7 protein-coding genes are annotated in these 20353 nt (G+C 65.0%); 5 read left to right on the top strand and 2 right to left on the bottom strand.

Translation table 11 applies throughout. The features are described from left to right. Positions 1-132: 132 nt before the first annotated feature. Complete coding sequence (locus tag ACQR1F_RS08945; protein WP_315804960.1) at positions 133-315, bottom strand: hypothetical protein; 183 nt, start codon at positions 313-315, stop codon at positions 133-135. A gap of 804 nt (positions 316-1119) precedes the next feature. Then, the gene (locus ACQR1F_RS08940) at positions 1120-2307 is read right to left on the bottom strand and encodes an acyltransferase family protein (protein ID WP_316237760.1); all 1188 of its coding nucleotides are present in this window, start codon (positions 2305-2307) and stop codon (positions 1120-1122) included. 589 nt (positions 2308-2896) lie between these two features. Here ACQR1F_RS08940 and ACQR1F_RS08935 point away from each other — a divergent pair. The 5 genes from ACQR1F_RS08935 to ACQR1F_RS08915 all read left to right on the top strand — a co-directional run bounded on the left by ACQR1F_RS08935 (position 2897) and on the right by ACQR1F_RS08915 (position 19873). After that, positions 2897-3292, top strand: coding sequence for a hypothetical protein (locus tag ACQR1F_RS08935; RefSeq protein WP_315804857.1), 396 nt, complete (start codon positions 2897-2899; stop codon positions 3290-3292). A 222-nt stretch (positions 3293-3514) separates the two neighbouring features. Next, positions 3515-4267, top strand: coding sequence for a hypothetical protein (locus ACQR1F_RS08930; protein ID WP_315804858.1), 753 nt, complete (start codon positions 3515-3517; stop codon positions 4265-4267). Between the two features lie 7 nt (positions 4268-4274). Continuing rightward, entirely contained in the window at positions 4275-7904 is a 3630-nt protein-coding gene (locus ACQR1F_RS08925; protein ID WP_434912876.1) for a hypothetical protein, read from the top strand. Further along, positions 7901-9316 carry a hypothetical protein gene (locus ACQR1F_RS08920; protein ID WP_434912875.1) on the top strand — a complete coding sequence of 472 codons (1416 nt, stop codon included), beginning with the start codon at positions 7901-7903 and terminating at the stop codon, positions 9314-9316. Before ACQR1F_RS08925 ends, ACQR1F_RS08920 begins: the two co-directional genes overlap by 4 nt. Before the next feature lie 15 nt (positions 9317-9331). Next, positions 9332-19873: a LysM peptidoglycan-binding domain-containing protein gene (locus ACQR1F_RS08915; RefSeq protein WP_434912874.1), complete on the top strand. Its 10542-nt coding sequence runs from the start codon at positions 9332-9334 to the stop codon at positions 19871-19873. Positions 19874-20353 lie beyond the last annotated feature (480 nt).

Raw genomic sequence — 20353 nt, 5'->3', positions numbered from 1 at the left:
ATGAAACGTCGAGCGTTGGTCTCTTGTCATCCTGAACCCCAGGGCGGGATGCACAGTTCCTGCGGCGCCCGAGCGCTGCCGCTCAAGGAGCGCTGATCGTTCACCGCGCCCCGGCGAAAGGCGCTCAATTCATCAAGCGCCGATCACGTGTGGCCGCGCGTCATCGGTCACGAGAGCCGCGGTGCGCTCCGGCTTCTTCTCCACGATCTCGTAACCACAATGATCGAGCCATGCGATCAACCGGTCCGCCATGGCATAGTCCCAACTGGGATAGGATCTGGCAATGACTTCGCGGACTGAAAGCTTTCGTGTCATGATGTCGATCTGTCGCTCCCTGCATTCGCCACGGGCCCGTCCGGCATACATCCGGACGATCCAAGGCTGGCCGGCAGTTCGTGCCGCCGGTTCTTGATGTTGTTTGGCTCGTCCCGCTTCTAAGCGCGCGCCCCAACGCCTTGCTGGCTCACCACGATCAAACTGGCGTGGAGAGGTGACTTTTCCGCTTCCGGCTCGCCCAGGCTGCGCAATCATCGCCCAACATGGTGAAAACCTTCTCGCTACGATGGTTTCCCATTCCCGTGCACGGATATGGCGCAGTCGTGCGCGTAGTGGGGCTGGAGTGTGGTGGCGGCGCGGTGTTTCGTCACAGGCTGGCGGCGACGATCTCCGACGAAAGCAGCTCGAGCAGGCTGCGACAAACTGAGGAACGGTTTGGCACGTTCATGGTTTCAGCTGGGGCGCAGTCGCATGGGCTCGTCGTCTCAGAGGCAACGGAGCGAAGCGATGAGGCTGATGTTCTCGGTCGTGCTACTGACCGGCCTTGCGGCAGGGGCCGGCCGGATGGACGCCAATGAGTCCTGCGGCCCAGGGTGCCACGTCGCGCCGAATGGCGGCTGCGTCGTGAATGGCTGGGAGGTGGGAGCGCCGGTGTGGAACGAATGCCCCGCGGGCGCTCGGCCAAGACCGCCGTGCGGAACCGCGTTCAAATGGAGCAGACAGGCGAAGGCCTGTGTCAGCAGGTGAATATACGAGGGCTGATCACCGGCGCGAGAACGTGGATCGGACCGCCGGCTGTCGCGAGCCGTGCCTTGTATCAGGAGCAAGACGAAGCTCCGGCGCTCAGACCGGCCTCGCATGGATCACGTCGCGTGGTGCGCTGGTGCGGAAGGCTCTCCGTAACCATGCCCGCGACGGTGCCTCGATGAGCATGTAGGTGATCCAGGCCATCGCCGTCGCGATCGCAACGAACAGACCGAGCCGCAGTGCGAGCTCAAGAGCGCCAGGAGCATCTGACTTTCCGATCATCGCAAGCCGAATGAGAAAGGGATGCAGCAGATAGATCGAATAGCTGCATTCGCCACCAATGATCAGGGCTCTGGACGACAGCCAGGGGGCATGGCCGTATCGACTGGCGGCGACGAAGACGATCGAAAATCCCGAGATCTCGATGAGACGTACGGCAAGTTCGATCGCGAATGACCAGCCGGGCAGACGAGGCTGCAGAAACAGCAGCACAGGCGCACAGATGAGGCTCACCAGCGAAAGCCAGAACAGGAGCCTCACGCAGCGCCGCTCCCCGTCACCGACGCTGGCATCGGCGCGGTTCCTGTAGATCATGGCGGCAAGGCAGCCGGCCAGGAACTGAGCGATGTGAAGATAGGGAGAGTAGTAGGTGAGCCACTGCATCCCGTTTTGCGTCAGGCTCGGCGCGACGGCCCGCAGCAACGCATCCCCGAAGGTGAAGGCGGCCGCGATCGTCAGCGCGAACGTCACGATGTTCACCAGCGCGATCCAGATGATCGTTTGCAGCCGGACGACGGCTGCAAACAGCAGGCAGACGAATGGAAACAGCAGGTAGAAGAACAGCTCCACGCTGATGGACCAGAGGTGCTGCAGCGATGGCACGACTGCGACCAGCATGGTGCCGTTCTGCACGGGAAACCAGGCTTGCGTCATCGTGAGGATGAAGCCGAGCGACGGGGCCGAAAGACCTCGCGCAATCACGATGTATGCGACGACTGCGAGCGCAATCACGGCGTACATGGGGTAGAGCCGGGCGAAGCGCGCGACGGCAAATTCGCGAAGAGCGCTTCCGAGCGGTTGCGACTGGAAGCGCTCGGCGTAGTTGAGCCACAGGACGAATCCGCTCAGCACGAAGAACATCGTCATTCCGATGCTGCTGATTTGTGCGATGAGCTCCGGCAGCGGGCCTTGCGCCAACGACGGGGCGCCATGGCCGATGGCGACCGTTGCGGCCGCGACGAAGCGCAAGCCGGTCAGCGAGCCGATGAAGCGTTGCTCGTTCACTTTTGGGGATGGTCCTGATGCTTGGGAGGCGCTCCGGCTGTTGTAGAAACAGCAGGGCCTGGAGGCAACCCGACGCACGCCGCCGGAGACGGGATTGCCGCCCGCCGAGCGACGATCAGGCGTCCAGGCCGGAGATGATTCTGCGCCTGATCATTCCGGCGTCTGCCGCTTGCGACGTCCGCCGCGGCGGCATCTCACGTTGCAGTCACGACAACGGATTGAAAAATATGGAAAAATCAACTTTGCCGTCAGCAGCGTCCGACCACCGGTCGAGGCGTTTCCCGGCGCGCGGCATGCGATCGGCGGGGGAAGGAGCGGGCAACAGGGCTGCTAGAGTTTGAGGACACCCGGGAAGAGCAGCTCTTGCAGCGGATCGGGCCGGTTGCGAAAAGCCGCCTGGACTCCTCGATCCGCGGGACGTGACGGCCAGGGGCATGGTCGCCCCTGCGTGAGATGCAGAGCCCCCGTCCGGACTGGTGCAGGGGCCGGATTGCAAATGGACTCGCAAACCGACCACAGCTAGTTATTTGTTACCCTCTAGCGGGTCATTTTGCACGACGCTGAGCGCCTGAAGAGAACGGGAGTCGCCTTGCTCGCTGCGCCATCTCAGCTCACCGATCAAACCGTCAACACCCAGCTGACGACGAATTGCAATGCGCAGGTGGCTGCAACGTTCGACACGAATGACAGCACCTGGGTGACCTTCTTTTTCAACGGTACGATCCCGTGCTGGAGAGCGCTGGTGTCGATTGGCGAAGTGGAGGTCGAGCTGACCGAGGACATTGCCATTGCAGGCATCGTCCTGCGCAAGGGACTGACCGTGACCATGCACCCGATGGGGCGCTACTACACGGTCACGATGAGCGGGGAGATTGTCGATTCCGGAAAGGAGAGCAGCTTTACCGGATTCGTGCTCGGCTCGTTCATCCGGTCCGCAGCGATGAAGCGTGCGATGCAGATGCTCCGGAAACAAGTCAGCCGCTGAGCGGCGCCCGGCTTCGCCTGGAATGTAAACACCAGAATGTGACCGGGCGTGGGGGGAAGACTGTGATCTGGCCCGATTGACCACCGCGGCGAACCCTGTTACACGCCACAACCTCTGATAGATTTCAATCATTGGTAGCTTAGTTGATTTTCCATTCGTTTCAGCCGCGCCGGCGGTTGCGTACTGCGGGTTTCAATCTGTGTTTTAGAAAAGGAGATAGCCATGGCTCATCATGAAGGCCTTCGTTTTTCGGCTCCCGCCGTTGTCACCACCCCCACAAGCCCCAACACCGAGGTCGTCGCGACGCCGACGGGCGATCAAAACAACACGACGCAGCTCGTGTTCGAGTATCAGGGGCGCATTCCGGTCTGGACGCCGGTTGTCTCGCAGGCGCAACCTCAGGTCGTTTTGGCGACTGACATCACGATCGGCGCAACGACTTGGCGCAAGGGCATTACGATCCAGTATGCGGCGCTGGGATCGACCCAGTACACCGTGACCATCATCTCGGGCGAGATCGTGGACGATCGTGGGCTCTACCTGCTCCAGGGCGTGACGCTCGGCATCTTCCCGATCGGTTTGGATGTCAAGGCAGCGCCGCCCGCGACCACGCGGACCGAAGAGTATCCGCGCGCCGCCTTCACGGCGCTGCCGACGGTGAATACGCCGACCAGTCCGAACAGCAACGTGGTGACGACGCCAAGCGGCGACACCAACAACACGACCTACGTTTCGTTCCAGTACCAGGGCCGCATCCCGGTCTGGACGCCGATCGTCTCGCAGTCCCAGATCACCGCGGTTCTCGCCGCGGATATCACGATCGGCGCGACGACATGGAAGGCGGGCATCACGGTGCAATATGCTGCGCTGGGCTCGGCGCAATATACGGTGACCATCATCAAGGGCGATATCATCGACGATCGCGCTCTCTATTCACTGGCGGGCACCTTGCTCGGCATTTTCCCGATCGGGTGATACGAGCATGGACGCGTCCGCGTCAGCGCAGTTCGAGCAGGTCGACTCCTCTGCGATTTACGAGACCAGGGTTGCCGGCTCGGTTGGCTGGGCCGGCTACCTTCTCGGCACGGGCTCGTCGCTGCCACCGTTCATCAACTACGATGACTCGCTGAAGAAGTACGGTGGCAGCTATATTTTCGCCACGCAGCGGCCCGCCGATCTTGATCGTGATCCCGGCGGGTTCGCCGAGCGTGTGCGGACCTATATCAGCAAGGCGACGCGCAACCGCGCCGTCGTCTGGCTGGCCTCGGCCAATCCGGTCAGGTTTGGCGACTTCGAGAGTTACGGCATCTCCTTCATCAACCTGCCGCCGGTCTACCAGGTCTCGGGCAACCTGAACCTCTGGTTCGCCCGCAACGCCAAATTCTACATTCTCGATCAGACCCGGATCGAGATCGATGGTGGGGCGCTGCGCCTGTCGGGCTCGGCGCTGAGTTCGCCTCCGTTCGTCGGCTTCTCGGGCAAGGGCGACAACCCGCTCGGCATTCGGCTTGCGCCGACCTCCAATAATCGCATCTACGCCTACGTGCCGTTCGGCGGTGCCAACACCGGTTGCGTCACCTTTGATGGGCTGCTCGATTCGAAGCAGGCGTTCGTCAGCCAGGGCTTGGGGCAGGGCGTCCGCTACGTCATCAACAACAGCGCGGCGTCGTCGCCGCAAGCTGCGCAATATGCCGCCATGACGGTGGCGGCGTTGCCGTCGCAGCTTTCGATCGCAGGCGCCTTCGACCTCGGCGATCCGGCCAACCGCGCGATCGGCCGAGAGCAGCTCGAGCAGGGCTATCTGCGTTCGGGTTTCGCCATCAAGGGGGCGCCGGCGCTGACCAGCGAATTCCGCACGACCGGCGGGCGTGTCGTGCAACTGACGCCGCTCGGGGCTGGCAGCACGGATACGGCGCCGGCGCTCGGGGCAGGGGGCTTCGCCTTTGCGACCAGCGCCGCGAAGACGGCCGCGGTCGAGACAGGCACGACCTATCTGAGCCTGGCCGGCCACTACGCGCTCGGTGCCGATGGCAGCTCGGCGGGGCAGCTTGCGAAGCTGATGGGCGGACTGTTCGGATCGGAAGCGCTGAGCTTCAAGGCGTACGACGTCAGCCTGCCTGCAGCCCAGAACGATCGTCTCAACGCCATTCCCTCGAAGCCGGGCTACGCGCCGGTGTTTCCATTCGAGACGGCGGACCTAAACCGTCCCACGAGCGGTGCCGTCGCGGCGCGCCTGACGGACGAGCATCAGACCTCCTGGGTGACCATCGTCTCCGGAGGCGGCGTCGTCGACTATCTCGCAGAGCCCGAAGGCAGCGCGATCTACGCTGCGGCTGAGGCCGGCGCCGGCGCCGAGGACGTCGCGATCCTGCAATCGGCGCCGCCATTCATGCCGCTTGCCCAGGGCAACGACAAGACGTTTCCGCTGGTGCCTTATGGAGCTGCTGCGAGCAGCGGCCTCGATGGCGCTACGCTCGTCCAGTTCGAAAGCCAGATCGTGGCCGCGACCCGTAAGTCGCTGATCTCGAGCTATGGCAGCAAGACGTGGTCGGCGCGCGTGCAGGCGGCGCGGGCTCACGCGCTGCGCGGCACGCTGCCGGACGGCCCGAGCACCGATGGGACGACGCCGCAGGGCTTCATCATCGCGGGCGATCCGACGACGGGTGCCTATCTGAAGGTCAGCATGGCGCAGTCGATCGACCGCGACGGCAACACCCTGCCATTCGCGCTATCTGCTCCGACCCAGGCGATGCAGGACGCCTTGCAGACCAACCAGCTCTTTCTCGTCGCCGTCAATCCGGAGCCGTTCGGCACCGGCGCCCAGTTCGCCAACACCGTCAACATTGCGGGCTGGACCATGACCGCGGCGGTCGGCGCCGGCGCGTCGGCGACCGCCTACCGCAACGTTGTCATCATGAAGTTCTGCTCCGGTTCGTTGCTGGAGCGGGTCACGAATGCCAATCGCTGGACGTCGGCGGAGCAGTTCTCGCTGTTGCCCGGCACGCCGCCGGTCACCGCCGCGCTGTCCTACACCGGCCTGTCGCAATGGCTGCAGGACTACATCGCGGAAGCCATCGTGCGTTCGAAGGGAGCGTCCGGCCCATTCTACGAGAATTTCGCGCGCATCGCGCAGGATCCGAACTGGACCGGCGTCATCGTGCTCGCGGCCGATCTCGGCCAGCGCGACATGCCGCCCGAGATTGCGGGGCTTGCCGCCGGCATCGACTTCACCCGCTTCAACGCCCATCATTTCGGCTTCACCGTCAGCCGCGTCACGGTCGATGGTCGGAGCGGCCGGATCACGATGCCCCCTGGCAATTCGAGTCTGTTCGGCCTGATCGACTACGAAGATCCGCGCTATGCAATGAACATCTCCAACGGCGTTGCGCCTGACGTGCCGGTGGCGGTGCAGATGAGCGGCGAGTTCGACTTCACCGTGCTGCAATTGCAGTCGTTGTTCGAGAACGCCAGGCTGACGCGGTTCGACAGCCACGTCCAGCTCTCGGTTGCGGCGCTGTTCGGCGCGCCGGTCTCGCGGCTGTACTCGCGCCGCACGCCGCAGCCCTTCACGGGAATCGTGCTCAAGGGCAGCTATGTCGACCAGGGCGGCCGCAGCGCCTATGTCTTCGAGCAGAACACGACCAACGTGCTGACCAGCCCGTCGAACGTGCTACCGGCCGTTGCCTTCGACCGCGTGCAGTTCAACACGATTGGCACCCAGGACCAGGGCGCCACGGTGGCGAGCAACTTCCTGGTCTGGGGACAGTTCGATTTCACGGCGCTCGAGAGCACCATCGGAGAGACGCTCGACCTGCTGTCGTTTGGCAGCCCGCCCGACACGCCGGAGGAAGCGCTCGGCATCGGGCTCGCCTTCTCCGGCCTCGTGATCGGCATGACCTATCCGCAGGCGACGCCCGGAGCCAAGCGGTTCCAGGTCGCGACCGGCAACCTCGCCTGGAATCTCAACGGCTCGAGGATGCGCGACACCAGCCTGTTCCGCGGCTTCGCACTGCAGCTCAAGAGCTTCGTCAACGCGACCGGCGATCAGAAGCCGTCGGATCTCGGCTTCCTGCCGGTGACCTCGCAGCTCAACCTGACCGAGCTGGAGGGGCCCTGGTTCGGCGTCGTCTACGACATCACGCTGGGCGGCCCGGGAGCACTCGCCTCCGGCGTCGGCTTCCAGTCGCAACTGCTCGCGGCATGGTCGCCGGTCACCACCGGCTCGGACGCGCAGCATGCGGTCTTCATCGGCATGAGCCTGCCGGGCGCGGCGCCCGGCGCCAGCCTGTTCAGCATCCAGGGCGTCATCAAGGTTGCGGTCGGCGCGATCTCGATCCTGCGCCAGCCGGTGCCGACCGCATCGGGACGCAAGCTGTCGGAAGACGGGCCGAAGTGGTTCTACTGCCTGCGGATCGACGACATCGCGATCAAGATCTTCGGCATCGCCAAGCTGCCGCCGTCCGCCAACATCCAGTTCTTCCTGTTCGGCGATCCCGACAACACCGGCAGCCTCGGCTGGTATGCCGCCTACGTCGCCGACGACAATCCGGGCTGCGAGCAGTCGCTCGCCTTCGCCGCAAACAAGCCCGAGCTGCAGGAGCCGTCATCATGACGCGGATCCTGTTCTGGAACATCGAGAACTTCTCGATCAACAAGATCTTTTCGGCCTCGATCAAGCGGCAGCGCGGGCATGGCGGCCTCAACGACATGCAGAGCGCGATCCAGCGCCGCGCGGTGATCAATGCCGTGCTGACGGCCACCCAGCCGGACATCATCGTCATCATCGAGGTGAGCTCCGGCGACAATGCGCCCAACGCACTGGCGAGCCAGACGGGCGGCATCAATGCGCTCGCCATGGTGCAGTTCGGACTCAACAACCCCGCCACGATGGTGGCGGGCGGATGGAACGCCGTGCCGCCGCTCTACACCGGAGTCGGCGGCCGCGCCGAAACGGTCGGCATTCTCTATCGCCGCACCAACACTGCGGGCACCCTCAACCGCTACTTCACCGGGCCCAACATCTGGACCGGCGGGCATGGCGGCATGTCGGTGCCGCCGGGCGGCGGCGTCGCCACGCCGTACAACGGCATGCTGGTGCCTCTCGGTGCCGTCAACGTCAACGGAATGCTGGTGCCCCCGGGGCTCGGCGGCGTGCGGCAGATTCCTGCAGGGGCCCAGCACAATGGCGGCATCAACGAGGACGTCGTGGCCGCGCGTATCGCCTTCACGACCACGCTCGGCGCGCCCGTTGCCTTCGCCGGGTTGCGCGAGCCGTTCATGGCGACGTTCACGGAGGCCGACAATCTCGGCAACGTCCAGCGCGACCTCACCATCTTCGGCATCCATTCCCCGCCGAACAACCCCGCGGCGGCGAACTACATCACCACGATGTCGACGATCAACGACGTCGTCGGCGCCCTCGGTGTGAACGAGACGCGGGTGATCGGCGGCGATTTCAACGTCAATCTGTTCGCCGTCAACGGGACGGCCTCGGGTCTCTACAATCCGCTCACCGGCGGGCCCGGTGCCTACACGCTGCTTCTCAGTCCGACGGCCGTGGGCGTTCCCGTCAATCTGGACCAGTACAAGGGCTATTTCTCCACCCATATCCGCGGCAAGGACAAGACGGCGGCGTCCAAATTCCTCTGGTCGAACGGCGGCGGGCCGGGACAGAGCTTTTATCCCGGCTACGGCTATGTCGGCTCGAACTTCGTCGCCGCGCCGTTCTACTCGATCGACAACGTCCTGGTCTGGCCGCACAACGGCATGCACAACTATCAGACCACGATCATGAACACGGTGACCGGCACGCCGATGAACGGGGTCATGGCGCCGCCGGACAATCCTCCCCTCGGCACGGTCGCGTTGGCCAACCAGTTCACCGCGGCGCCGATGGGGTGGCCGGGCGCGCCGACGGCGGCGAACTATCCCGGGATTGGCGGCGCCGGAAATCTGACCGGCTGGAGCAACTACGGGCGCGTCCGCAACACCAGCGATCATTTCGGCGTCTTCGCCGACATCTGAAGGGAGCGCCGGCCGATGAGCGCTATCGACAATCTCCGCGCCGCTGTCGAAGCCGCCGCCGGCGAGACCGCCTTCGCGCTCGATGCCGCCTTCCTGACGGCGGGCCTCGCCGATCCCGCCGTGAAGGTCCCCGCCGACTACGACACTTGGCTGAGCCAGGCCTTCTTCCTCAAGGCTGCCGCCGACTTCAAGGTAACGGTGGAAAAATCCGACGTCGGCCCCGTGGAAGAGGCGGCGTTCACGGTGCAGTCGGCGACGATCCCGTTCATCGGCGCCACCGCTCCGCTGGCCGCGAAGGCCACGCTCGTGTTCACGGTGGACGGCGACCAACTGATCGTGCAGGCCGAGGCGACGCCGTCGAACTGGACCTGGACCAGCAGCTTCGCCTTCATGGGCGGCTTCCCGTTCAATCAGTTCGGCACGCTGAAGAACGTCAGCTTCGTGTTCTCGACGGCGACCGGCAGCTATCCGTTTGGCGACTCCGCGGGGCGTGCCGTGAGCGGCGGCGCGGTGCAGAATTTCGACGCCAAGGTCGCGTTGCCGGACGTCGCCAAGCCGTTCCTGCTGCTGTTTCCCGGCCTTACCGCGCCGACCGGCGACCTGCTGCTGAGCGGCGCCCTCAACATGGGCATCTTCAACGGCGAGACCGTGCTGTTCCCGCCGGGGCAATTGCGGGCGGCGATCCAGGACGGCACCTTCAAGCTTGCGTCGCAGTTCACGGTCAAGGATCCGAGCTTGGCCCTGACCATTCCAGTGCCCGATGGCGCTGACGAGGTCGATGGCGCACTGGTGCTGGCCGATCCCGTCGATCCGGATGCGGGCGACCAGGCGCCGACGCTCGCGATCTCCTCGCAGTTCGACATCGGCGGTACCGGCTCCTATCAGCTCGACGTCGAGATCACGCCTGGCGCGGATGCCAACTATTCGGTGGCGCTCGCCGTCGTCGAAGGCGGCGATCCGCTGACGCCGGCGACGGTGATCGAGGTGATGGGCGGCAATGGCGGCTATCTCGCCGCGACTCCCGACGTGCTGCAGCAGTTCCTCGCCTTCGTCGGTCTCAACGGCTTCTCGATCGCCGGCACGCTCGGCAGCTCGCCGACGATCACGGCGGTCTCGATCGAGATCGGCAGCTCGAAGGACACGAGCTGGCAGATCCTGCCGGCGACCGGCGTGCTCGACTTCAAGATCACGAGCTTTTCGCTGCAATGGTCGATGGCGTATCCGTTCGACGGCACCAAGCGACAGCAGACCTACGATTTCACCACCGAGTTCGTGCTGGCGCCGAGCGTCTTCAAGGGACCGGACGGCGAGGGCGACGGCGTGTTCACCGTCCAGTTCACGTCAGCCAAGCAGTTCTACGCGTCCTTCGCGGGCACCGCCAAGCTGAGCGACTTCCTGACGGCGCTGTCCAGCGGCGCGGTTGTGCTCGACGTGGAGAATGTCGGGGATTTCGAGCTCGGCGACATCGCGGTCGCGGTCGACTACGGCGCGCAGAGCTTTCAGTTCGATGCCGGATTCAGCCTCACGCTCAATCTGCTCAAGATCAACGATCAGCCGATCCTTGCCGTGCGAGAGGGGACGGTCTCGATCGCGGCGCAGACTCCGACGCAGACGCCGGACGGGGGCAACGCGACGACGCTGCTGCGGGCGGCGCCGCTGCCGATGCTGCGGACCTCGCGAGGAGGCGCGCTGCAAACCGCCTCGCAGACGCAATGGAAGTCGAGCGTCGGCGGCTTCCTCGATGTCGGCCCGTTGCACACCAAGGTCAGCGTGACCTATGACGGGTTCGAAACGCCGAAGCGGTGGGACCTCGCCGCCTCGCTGGAGGAGCGGCTCGAGGTCTCGGACCTGATCAACCAGTTCTTTTCGCCTGGCAGCGCCTACGGTTTCCCGAGCTTCCTGCCGGGCGACCTCATCATCTCCGAATTCGCGATCACCGCGACCATTCCGGCGGAGCAGGGCGAGCTGGAGACGAGCTACGACATCACTGTCGGCTTCGAGTGGACATTCGCATTCGGCGATCAGACCGTCGGCATCGATCCGGCACGGCTCGGCGTCAGTTATGACGGCAACAAACCGGCCCAGCAGCAGTTCTCCGGCTTCGCGCAAGGCACCTGGGTCTACTCGGCGATCAATCTCAAGCTCACGATGGGCTATGAGTTCAAGACGACCGAGGCGGGTTCGAACAATATTCTGTTCGTCGAGTGGGAAGGATTCCGCGCGGCCTGGGAGAGCGACAAGGAACTGGTCACGTTCAGCCTCAAGGGCTGGAGCATCGGCTCGCTGGTCCAGGCGCTGGTGCGCACGCTCGGAAATCCGTACTTCACCCTCGACTCGCCTTGGGACCTCCTCAATCAGATCTCGCTCGATGCGCTGCGCGTCAACGTCTCCCTCAAGAACGGCGAGAGCTTCTCGCAACGCCTGTCGGCCACTTACGAGCTGTCGAGCCCGATCAATCTCGGCTTCATCAGCATCACCGCGCTGACCTTCCGTCGCGGCACCGATGGCAAGGTGACGCTTGCCATCGAGGGCTCGAGCCCGCTCGTCGCCGACGATCCGGCGTTCAAGAATCTGCTCGATCCGGCCAAGGGACAGGACGTGAAGGACCTGCCGTCGGTGCCCGGCCGGGGCGAGGAATGGTTCAAGCTGTTCCTGCTGGTGCTCGGGCAGCGCATCGGCATCACCGGCCATTCCAGCTTCGAGAGCACCAAGGAGGTGATCTGCGCGCTGCAGTCCGTCCCCAGCACGACGGGCAAGATGAATCCGGTCGATCCCAATGCGGACGACGGCGGGACACCGGGGCTGCCCTATTACGACCAGTCCAACAACTGGCTCATTGCCGGGCATCTCGGCCTGATGAAGGTGGCGGGCGCCTGGTCGATCGATGCGATGCTGGTGTTCAACGACCCCAATCTCTACGGTCTGCGGCTGGCACTCGCCGGCGAGAAGATGGGCGGGCTCGCCAATCTCGTCGTCGACATTCTCTACAAGAAGATCACCGACGACATCGGCGTCTACCAGATCGATTTCACCTTCCCGGACATCATCCGCAACCTCAATTTTGGCGCGGTGTCGATCACGCTGCCGCAGCTCGGGATCAAGGTCTATACCAACGGCGATTTCTTCATCGACATCGGCTTCCCCTACAATCTCGATTTCCGCCGTTCCTTCTCGATCTCGGTGATCGTCTACGGCGTTCCGGTGCTGGGCGCCGGCGGCTTCTACATCGGCAAGCTCTCCAACGCGACCTCGACAAGGATCCCGAAGACCAACCTCGGCACCTTCGATCCGGTGATCGAGTTCGGCATCGGGCTGCAGCTCGGCCTGGGCTACAATTTCGAGAAGGGGCCACTGAAGGCGGGTTTTGCGCTCACGGTGTTCGGCATCGTCGAAGGCGTCGTGGCGCCGTGGCATCCCTATAACGCCACGCGCACGCTGGCATCGCGTGCCAGCAGCGGCGCACTGCAAAGCGACTATTACTTCAGGCTGTCCGGCACCGTCGGCATCATCGGCCTGCTCTACGGCAGTGTCGATTTCGCGATCATCTCGGCCTCGGTCAATGTCAAGATCGTGCTGTCGATCCAGCTCACCTATGAGAGCTATCGCGAGATTCCGGTGGTCGCCAGCGCGAGCGTGACGATCAGCCTGAAGGTCAAGATCAACCTCGGCCTGTTCTCGATCTCGATCAGCCTGTCCTTCTCGGCCCAGGTGTCTGCAACCTTCGTGATCGGACAGACCAGCACGGCGCCATGGGAGGTTCAGGGGGCACGCGCCGACGCGCTGCTGATGCAGCGGGCGCATGCGCGCGGACCGGACGCGGCGATGCGGCTGGCGCGCAGCTTGACGCCGCGACCGAAGCGGCTCGCGCCGACCGCCGCTCATCGCATGGGCCTTGTAGCCGCCGAAGGCAACAAGCCCAAGCTGTCGCTGATGGCCGGCGCGCAGTACACCGTGCTTGCTCCAGAGAAAGCCACCGACGCAGCCTCGAACCAAGGGGCATTCGTGCTCCTGCTCGCGATGGACGCGCCGGATGCCGCGGCCAGCGCGCCGTCCGCCACCAAGACGTCCTTCGACGTGCTGGCCGAGGTCTACTTCCCCTGGATCATTGATGCACTGGGGAACGAGAGCGGGGATGCGGCCGAGCTCGTCGAGACGCTGGCCACGTCGGTGACGCTCATCCAGCTCGAGGCCTATGTCGCGCGCCTCGCCGACACCGCCGATCCGTTCCTGTCGATCAAGGGTCTGTTGCAGTTCCTGGCCGACGCCTTCACGCTCGACATCTTCAATCCGGCGACGGCGCAATCGTCGGGGCTGAAGACCAAGCTCGACGCCGGCTCGGTGCTGTTTCCGGCGTTCGACGGATTGAAGCTGCAGGTGCCCGGCGTGTCCGGCGGCCAGACGTCGCCGATCGCGTTCGAGACCTACACCACGGCGACGCCCGGCTATGCGACCGCGGTCAGCAAGCTGTTCGCGCAGGTGGCTGCGGACATCCAGGCCCAGAACAAGGAAACGCGACGGCTTGCCGCGGAGAGCGATGCGAACTCGGCAGAGTCGATGGCGGCGCTGGTGTTCGTCGACACCTTCACGCTGATCGCGCGCCAACTGCTCCAGGCCGCGGCCGACGCGCTGCAGAGCTATGCCTATCCGCTGACCGCGACGAGCAGCATCGGTGCTATCCTGGATGAGCTGAACGGAATCGTCGGCAACGCCTTGACCATTGCCGATATCGTCCAGCCCAACGTCGATCATGCCTTGGGAGCCGGGCTGTCGCTGCATATCGACGACCTCGAATACGTCGTTCAGACCGGCGACACCCTGCAAAGCATCGCTGGCCGCTATTCCGACGCGGCGCCGGCACCGCGCTGGACCACGACGCCGGACCGCCTGATCGTGGCCAACCGGTCACGCCACATGCTGCAGGGCGGCGTCATCCTGCTGCTCACCAACAGCCAGGGCAAGGAGCAGATCTATGTGACGCGGCAGGGCGACAGCTTCGACGAAATCGCGCTGCAACTCGGCGCGATCTCGATCGACGCACTCGCCGCGCAGAGCGTGCTCTACGGCGCCGCCGGCCTGCTGCAGCCGACCTTGCCGCTGGCGATCTGGCCGATCGCCTACAAGACGGCCGGAACATCCGGCCCGTCGTCGGATACGCTGGCCGTCGTGGCAAGCCTATTCCAGACCACCGCGGTTGCGGTCGCGGATGCCAATCGCGGCGTCGCCGGCCTGTTCTCGGTGCAGGCGGAGCGCGGCCTGCTCACCGTCGCCAATCTTCAGGCTCTGTCGGTCGGCGCATTGTGGTCGGCGATCGCGGCCACGGGCCAGGTCGGCCAGACCGCCGGCATGGTCTCGCGCTTCCTGGTCTATGGGCTGCGGCTGCCGGTCCAGGACGGACTGACGCTGTCGCCTGCGTTCCTCTATCCAAGGACGCAGTCGGGCTACGGTGTCTATCAGCTCACCGGCCAGCAGTTCCCGACGCCCAGCTCTGCCAGCGGCTACAAGATCGACTTCGCGCGCGAGACGCAGAGCCACGGTGTCCTGCTCGACTTCATCATGCTGAATGCCGGCACCGGCCTCAGCATGGAGGTTGATCTGAGCCAGGCCTTTGCCGCGTTGAACGTCGTCGTCAGCTGGGCGAGGGCGCCCGGCAATTTCGTCCCGAGCCCGACATTTGCGGCGCTGCCGCTCGCCGAGCGTCAGCCGCGGCCGTTTACCGCCAGCGGCTTTGCGCGCTGGTCGAGCGGATCCGTCGCGAGCCTGCTGGCGCTGACGAACCGCAGCGGCATGGTCGCGGCCGCCGATTCCGGCGCGCAAGCGCAGCCGACGCTGTGGAGCCTGCCGCCGGCGCAGACCAATCTGGTCGCCACGCGGGAGCAGTCGATCGGCGCCGTCATGCCGGATCTCCGTTCGACCCTCGCGCTGCTGCCGAAGTTCCAGCCGCAGATCGGGCGCAGCAACCCCGCGACCGGACGCACCGACTATGCCGACCTGGGACGCTGGGCCTGGTGCACGCGGCTCGACATCGAGATCAAGCGCCTGCCGGACGCGGCGGCGCTGGCTGCTCAGGGCACAGGCGCAGGCGATCTGCCGAGCGGTCCGGCATCCGCGCCGTCGCTGCCGTTCGTCTATGAGCTGGTCGGGCCCAGCTCGGAGGACGCGGTCCGGCTGCAGCGCATCCTGACCGCCATGGATGCGCTGGGCGAAGGCATCGCCTCCGCCGTCTTCCTGCTCTACAACCAGTCCGGACCCGGTGCGCCGATGCTGGTGACGCCTGCGGACGCCAACTTCCTAGCCTTCATCACCCAGACGAACCTGTCGACCGAGACCAATCCTGCCGCAGCGCTGCGGCTGATGCTGAGCGCCGAGGATGCTCCGCCGCGCGGCATTGCCAATTCCCCGGCGCAGTTCATCCGCCTGATGTGGGAGCTCAGCACGGTCCGCAGCGGCGGCTACTATCTCTACTACGAGAACGTCGAAAGCGAGGAGGGCCTGCCGGCGGCCGTCTTCGATTCTTCTGGCTCCGGCATCGTGACGGTGGTCGTGACGTTCGCGGCGCAGGGCAGCGAGTCCTTCGGCACGACGCTTCCCGATTTCGTCAACGCCTTCGTGACGACCGACGCCGTCGATCCGCAGAGCGACCTGGTGCAGACGGTGTCGCTGGCCTCGACCGGCCCGACGGCGCCGGTCGAGGCAGGAGCATCGCTCGACGCGCTCGCGGCGATCTACGGCCCCGGGCCCGGACGGATCGCCGAGGTCAACGCGACCAGGCCGCTCGCCGCGGACGCACTGGTGCCGATCGTGGGCGCGGTCCGCCAGCTCACCGACGCGGATCTGGTCCGCGGCACCGGCGGGGCGATCGATGCGCAGGCCACGCTCGACAAGCTCGCCAGGCTGTTCTCCGCCGGTGCAGTCCGTCCGATCACCGGCCAGGACATCGCCGCATTCAATCCGCAGGTCGGCGTTGCGCTCGCGGCGGTGTTCTACATCCCGCCGCTGACCTATCAGGTCAATTCCTCGGCCGCGCCCGGAATGAGCTTTGCCAGTATGGCCGCCTATTACGGCTTGGACGTCGACCTGATCGCCCGCGGCGCCAGCGCTGCGCCCGGACTGTTTCCGGTCAATGCCGTGCTCGATCTCGATCCTCAGCTGTTCTCGCTGCGCGACCAGTTGCCACCGCAGAACATCGGGTTCGCTCTGACGCGCGACAATTTCGGCCTCCCGCCGGACGATCCCGCGGCGCCGGACTTTGCCAAGAAGACGATGTATCAGCTCTACACCTCGCTTGCCGCGGGGCTTGCCGGCAACGTCTTCTACAAGGTCAGTCCGCTCGGCATGCCGTTCGGTCCGCAGGATCACGACGACAACGAGGCCAGTGCGTTCGAGAGCCATGCCCGCTCGGCGACGACGCGCGGCAACCGGCTGGCGCAGGTCGCTCTTGCCGATTTCGACTATCGCCAGTCGATCGGCATCGGCGCGCAGTTCGCGCTGGTCAACGCCGCGCCCGATCCCTCCGATTCCAATCTGCCGCCAAGGGCGGCCAATCCCTATCTCGGTGTCGGCACCATGGCGCAGGTCGCGCTGCAATGGCGCGACATCTTCGGCAACACCACGGTGACGCCGTTCGAGGCGCCGCCGCAGGGGTATCGCGGCGCGCTCAACGGGGCTGCGGTGCCCCTGCTGTACCGCGACGAACTGATCGGGCTTGGGTCCTGGATCAATACCAACGCCAGCTATAGTTATGACGCCGCGGGCGGTGCCGCGTTCAAGCTTGCATTGTCCCTCAACGCCGCCGCCTATGCGGGGGCGGACGGTGCGGCGCGGGCCGCCGACGATCTCTCGCTCTACACCCGGATCTACTATCAGCTGCATCAGGATTATTCCAAAAATGTCGCCGTGAATGTGCCGGGCGTCTCCGGCAACGCGGTGGCAATGCGGCTGTCGAATTCGCTGCTGGCCAAGCCCGATATGGACCTCAGCGATGCGCAGGCGGATGTCATTCGTGGCTATGTGCGCGCCTGCGTGCTGTACCTCAAGCTCGTGACGCAGGGGCAGGCGCCCGCAGCCCCGGCCGTGACCCTGTCGCTCCCGGTCGACGTCAATGCGATCGCCGCCGGCAACATCCTCGAACTCGACGTGACGCTCGCATTCAGCCGGAATCCATTGCTGGTCGATCCGGCCGTGGCGGCGCTACAGGGCGGCACCGGTGTGGCCGCGGCGATCCTGCCGCGCGCCGACGGCGACGGCAACGTGTCCTACACGGTGTTCAGCACGGCGGTCGAGGCGATTTTCGCCACGGCCGATTGGTATCTCAAGGTCGGGCAGGGCCTGTCGCGCGACGGCGAGGATGCGGCCGACGGCGCGCAGCAGCTCTGGGCCGTGCGCTTCGGCAAGACGGCCGGGCAGGGCATCCATTTCAAGCTGGGCGCGTCGCCGAGCTATTTCGCGCCGAAGCCGATCGCCAAGGCGCTTGCCAGCGGCGATGCCACGATCACGCGCTATGACAGCGGCGACACGGACACGGTGCATCTCGACGGTGTCGATCTGAACCAGTGGTTCCAGAGCGTGCTGGATGCCATCGATCGGTTCCTGTCGGCCGACTACGCGCCGCACGCCTTCATCCTCGACCGGATCGACGGCGTGACCGATCCGCTCAAGGACGGGTCGCTGGGAAGCGTGCTGTCGACCAAGGAGTCGCTGGCGGACACGATCAGCCTGAAGACGCTGCCGGTGCTGTCGACCAGCGCAGGCGATCCCTCGACTGGATTTGCCGCGGCCGAGAAGCTGCGCCAGCAGCTGCTTAATCAGCTCGGCGCAGCCTATCGGGCCGGTGCAGCCGTTGTGTTCGGGCTGACCGAGGTGACCGGCGGCGGTGACGACAATCCGGCCGGTCCGCCGAACCTCTACGGTCAGCCGGGCGGAAGTATCAAGGGCGCGGCGGACAATCAGAACTACACGCTGACGCCGACGCGCATCCCGCTCGGCGAGGTCTACGATCCCGCCAGCAAGACCTGGTACGATCCGCGACTGGCCTTCGTGTTCGCCACCAAGAACGTCATCGATCAAGCCTATGTACCGCTGAAGCTTACGCTGTCGCTCACTCACCTCGAGTTCGAGCGGCGCACCGTCCCCGGCATCGACGGCTATGTCGGTTCGCGATGGCTCGCCTTTGTCAATGGACCGTTCGATTATCCGTTGGGGACGCAGACCGCCAACATTCCGGTGGTCAATCGCGACCTGCCGACGCCGCCCACGGTCTCTGCGCAGCAGGCGCGGCAGCTCACCGGTGAGGGCGCGACTGATCCATCGAAGCTGAGCGCCTGGAGTTATTCGTTCGACTATCTCTACCAGCAGGCGGCAGCCGACGCGGTGTCCTGCACGATCGAGTTCAACCGTCCCACCCTGCCGACGCTGCGCGGCTCGGCCAGGCTGAGCGGCGAGCCCGACCTGTTCAACGCGCTCGCTCAATTCGTCACCAACTATCCGGCGATCCTGCGCGACCTCAACCAGTATCTGGTCGGCATCGATGGCGCCGAACCCGATCCGGCGACGCTGGCCGCCGCGCGCAAGGCGACCGCCGCCTTTGCCGTTGAGACCCGGCAGGTCGCCGATGCCTATGCGCGGGAGACGGTCGGAGCCACAAGGCTCGCGGCCGCCCCGGCCCATGTGATCGTGAAGTTTTTGTCGACGCTCGACGGCACAAGCGACGGGCATGCGCGCACCAATCTCGTCAACATCACCATCGATGGGATGGCGGCAAGCTGGAATGCGGCGGCCAATACGATCTCGAATGGCACCACCACGCTTCCGGCGCCCGTGATCGCGATTGCACCCGAGCTCTATACGCCCCAGGCGGTGCCTCCGGCGGAGCTGCCCGCAGGCGTGCAGATCGCCTACGTCTATACGCGTCAGGTCGACGGCAAGACGGTTTATCTCGGCGAAGAGGAGGCACGTGGGTTGCCCGCCCGAACCGTTTCGATCGCTCCGCTCGACGTGCTGCTGTACCAGAGCGGCTGGGCGTCGGTGTTCGTGCAGCGCAATCTCGCGCTGTTCCCGCTGGCCGATCTCAAGACCACCAGTACCAACGCTGCATTCCTGTTCCAGACGCCCGAGGTGCGGTTCGCGTCCACCGTGGTCCCGCAGCTGAACTACACGGCCTTCTCGCTCGACGCGATGTCGGGCGCATCCGGCGACCTCGACGCGCGTCTGACGACATTCTTCGCCGCGCTCTATGCCGGCGGCAATGGCAGCACAAGCGACGAGGTCGCGATGCAGGGCATGTACAGCTACGAGATCGTGGCCGGCCAGCCCGCGATCCCTCGCGTGCGGCTGCCGATCAACCTGCTGACGCCGACCCCATCGGTGGTCGATCCCGATCTGAAGCCGGCCTTCGTGACTCCGTTCGCGCAGATGATCGATACGTGGCGCGGGACGACCAAGCCAACGACCGCGGGCCATGCCCGCGTCGAGATCGAACTGAAGGTCTTCGGCGGCATCGGCGATGCGACGCAGCCGTTGATCCAGGTCGGCCGGCTCACGCACGACGTCGCGACCGCTTGAGCCCGTCTGTCCGGGCATCAAAACTGCGGCCGTCCTGGGAGGTCATCTGGACAGGCTGACCGGAGGGGAGGGTTGGATCGCACTGGAGCAGGGCGCAGGCTGGTCAATGGCTCTGGCGCGCTCGGAGGGATTCGAACTGAACTCCTGACAGTCTGATTCATATACACTATTTTGCGAGATTTTGGTTCGAGGGCTAAATCAAGGGGCAGGACGTTCTGTCTTGCAGTTATCAACAAGCTTCTTGCTCAAAGGCTGGTGCGCCGAACAAAGCGCTGATCGCGGAGAGGGCGCTGTTTGCCTCTAGTTAATCGATCGGTCACCATCGATAGCCACATCTTCTGAAAGCGATCAGCCAGCGGGACGTGGCTACTCGCTCATCCGCTGGGTATCATCGATCGCACGACTTGGGCCAGCTGCAGGCGCGTTCGGCGCGAAATCTCCACGTCGTTGCCCTGTGATCTGCAGACCTTTGGCGCCGCC

Origin of the sequence: Bradyrhizobium sp. HKCCYLS3013 (genome assembly GCF_051167615.1) — a bacterium.
Taxonomy (GTDB): Bacteria; Pseudomonadota; Alphaproteobacteria; order Rhizobiales; family Xanthobacteraceae; genus Bradyrhizobium.
Note: the sequence above shows the minus strand (reverse complement) of the source record. Positions and strands in the feature narration are given on the sequence as shown.

Excerpts from the sequence above, each read along its gene's own strand:
- ACQR1F_RS08945 (WP_315804960.1), bottom strand. The coding sequence starts at position 315 with ATGACACGAAAGCTTTCAGTCCGCGAAGTCATTGCCAGATCCTATCCC.
- ACQR1F_RS08930 (WP_315804858.1), top strand. The coding sequence starts at position 3,515 with ATGGCTCATCATGAAGGCCTTCGTTTTTCGGCTCCCGCCGTTGTCACC.
- ACQR1F_RS08925 (WP_434912876.1), top strand. The coding sequence starts at position 4,275 with ATGGACGCGTCCGCGTCAGCGCAGTTCGAGCAGGTCGACTCCTCTGCG.
- ACQR1F_RS08920 (WP_434912875.1), top strand. The coding sequence starts at position 7,901 with ATGACGCGGATCCTGTTCTGGAACATCGAGAACTTCTCGATCAACAAG.
- ACQR1F_RS08915 (WP_434912874.1), top strand. The coding sequence starts at position 9,332 with ATGAGCGCTATCGACAATCTCCGCGCCGCTGTCGAAGCCGCCGCCGGC.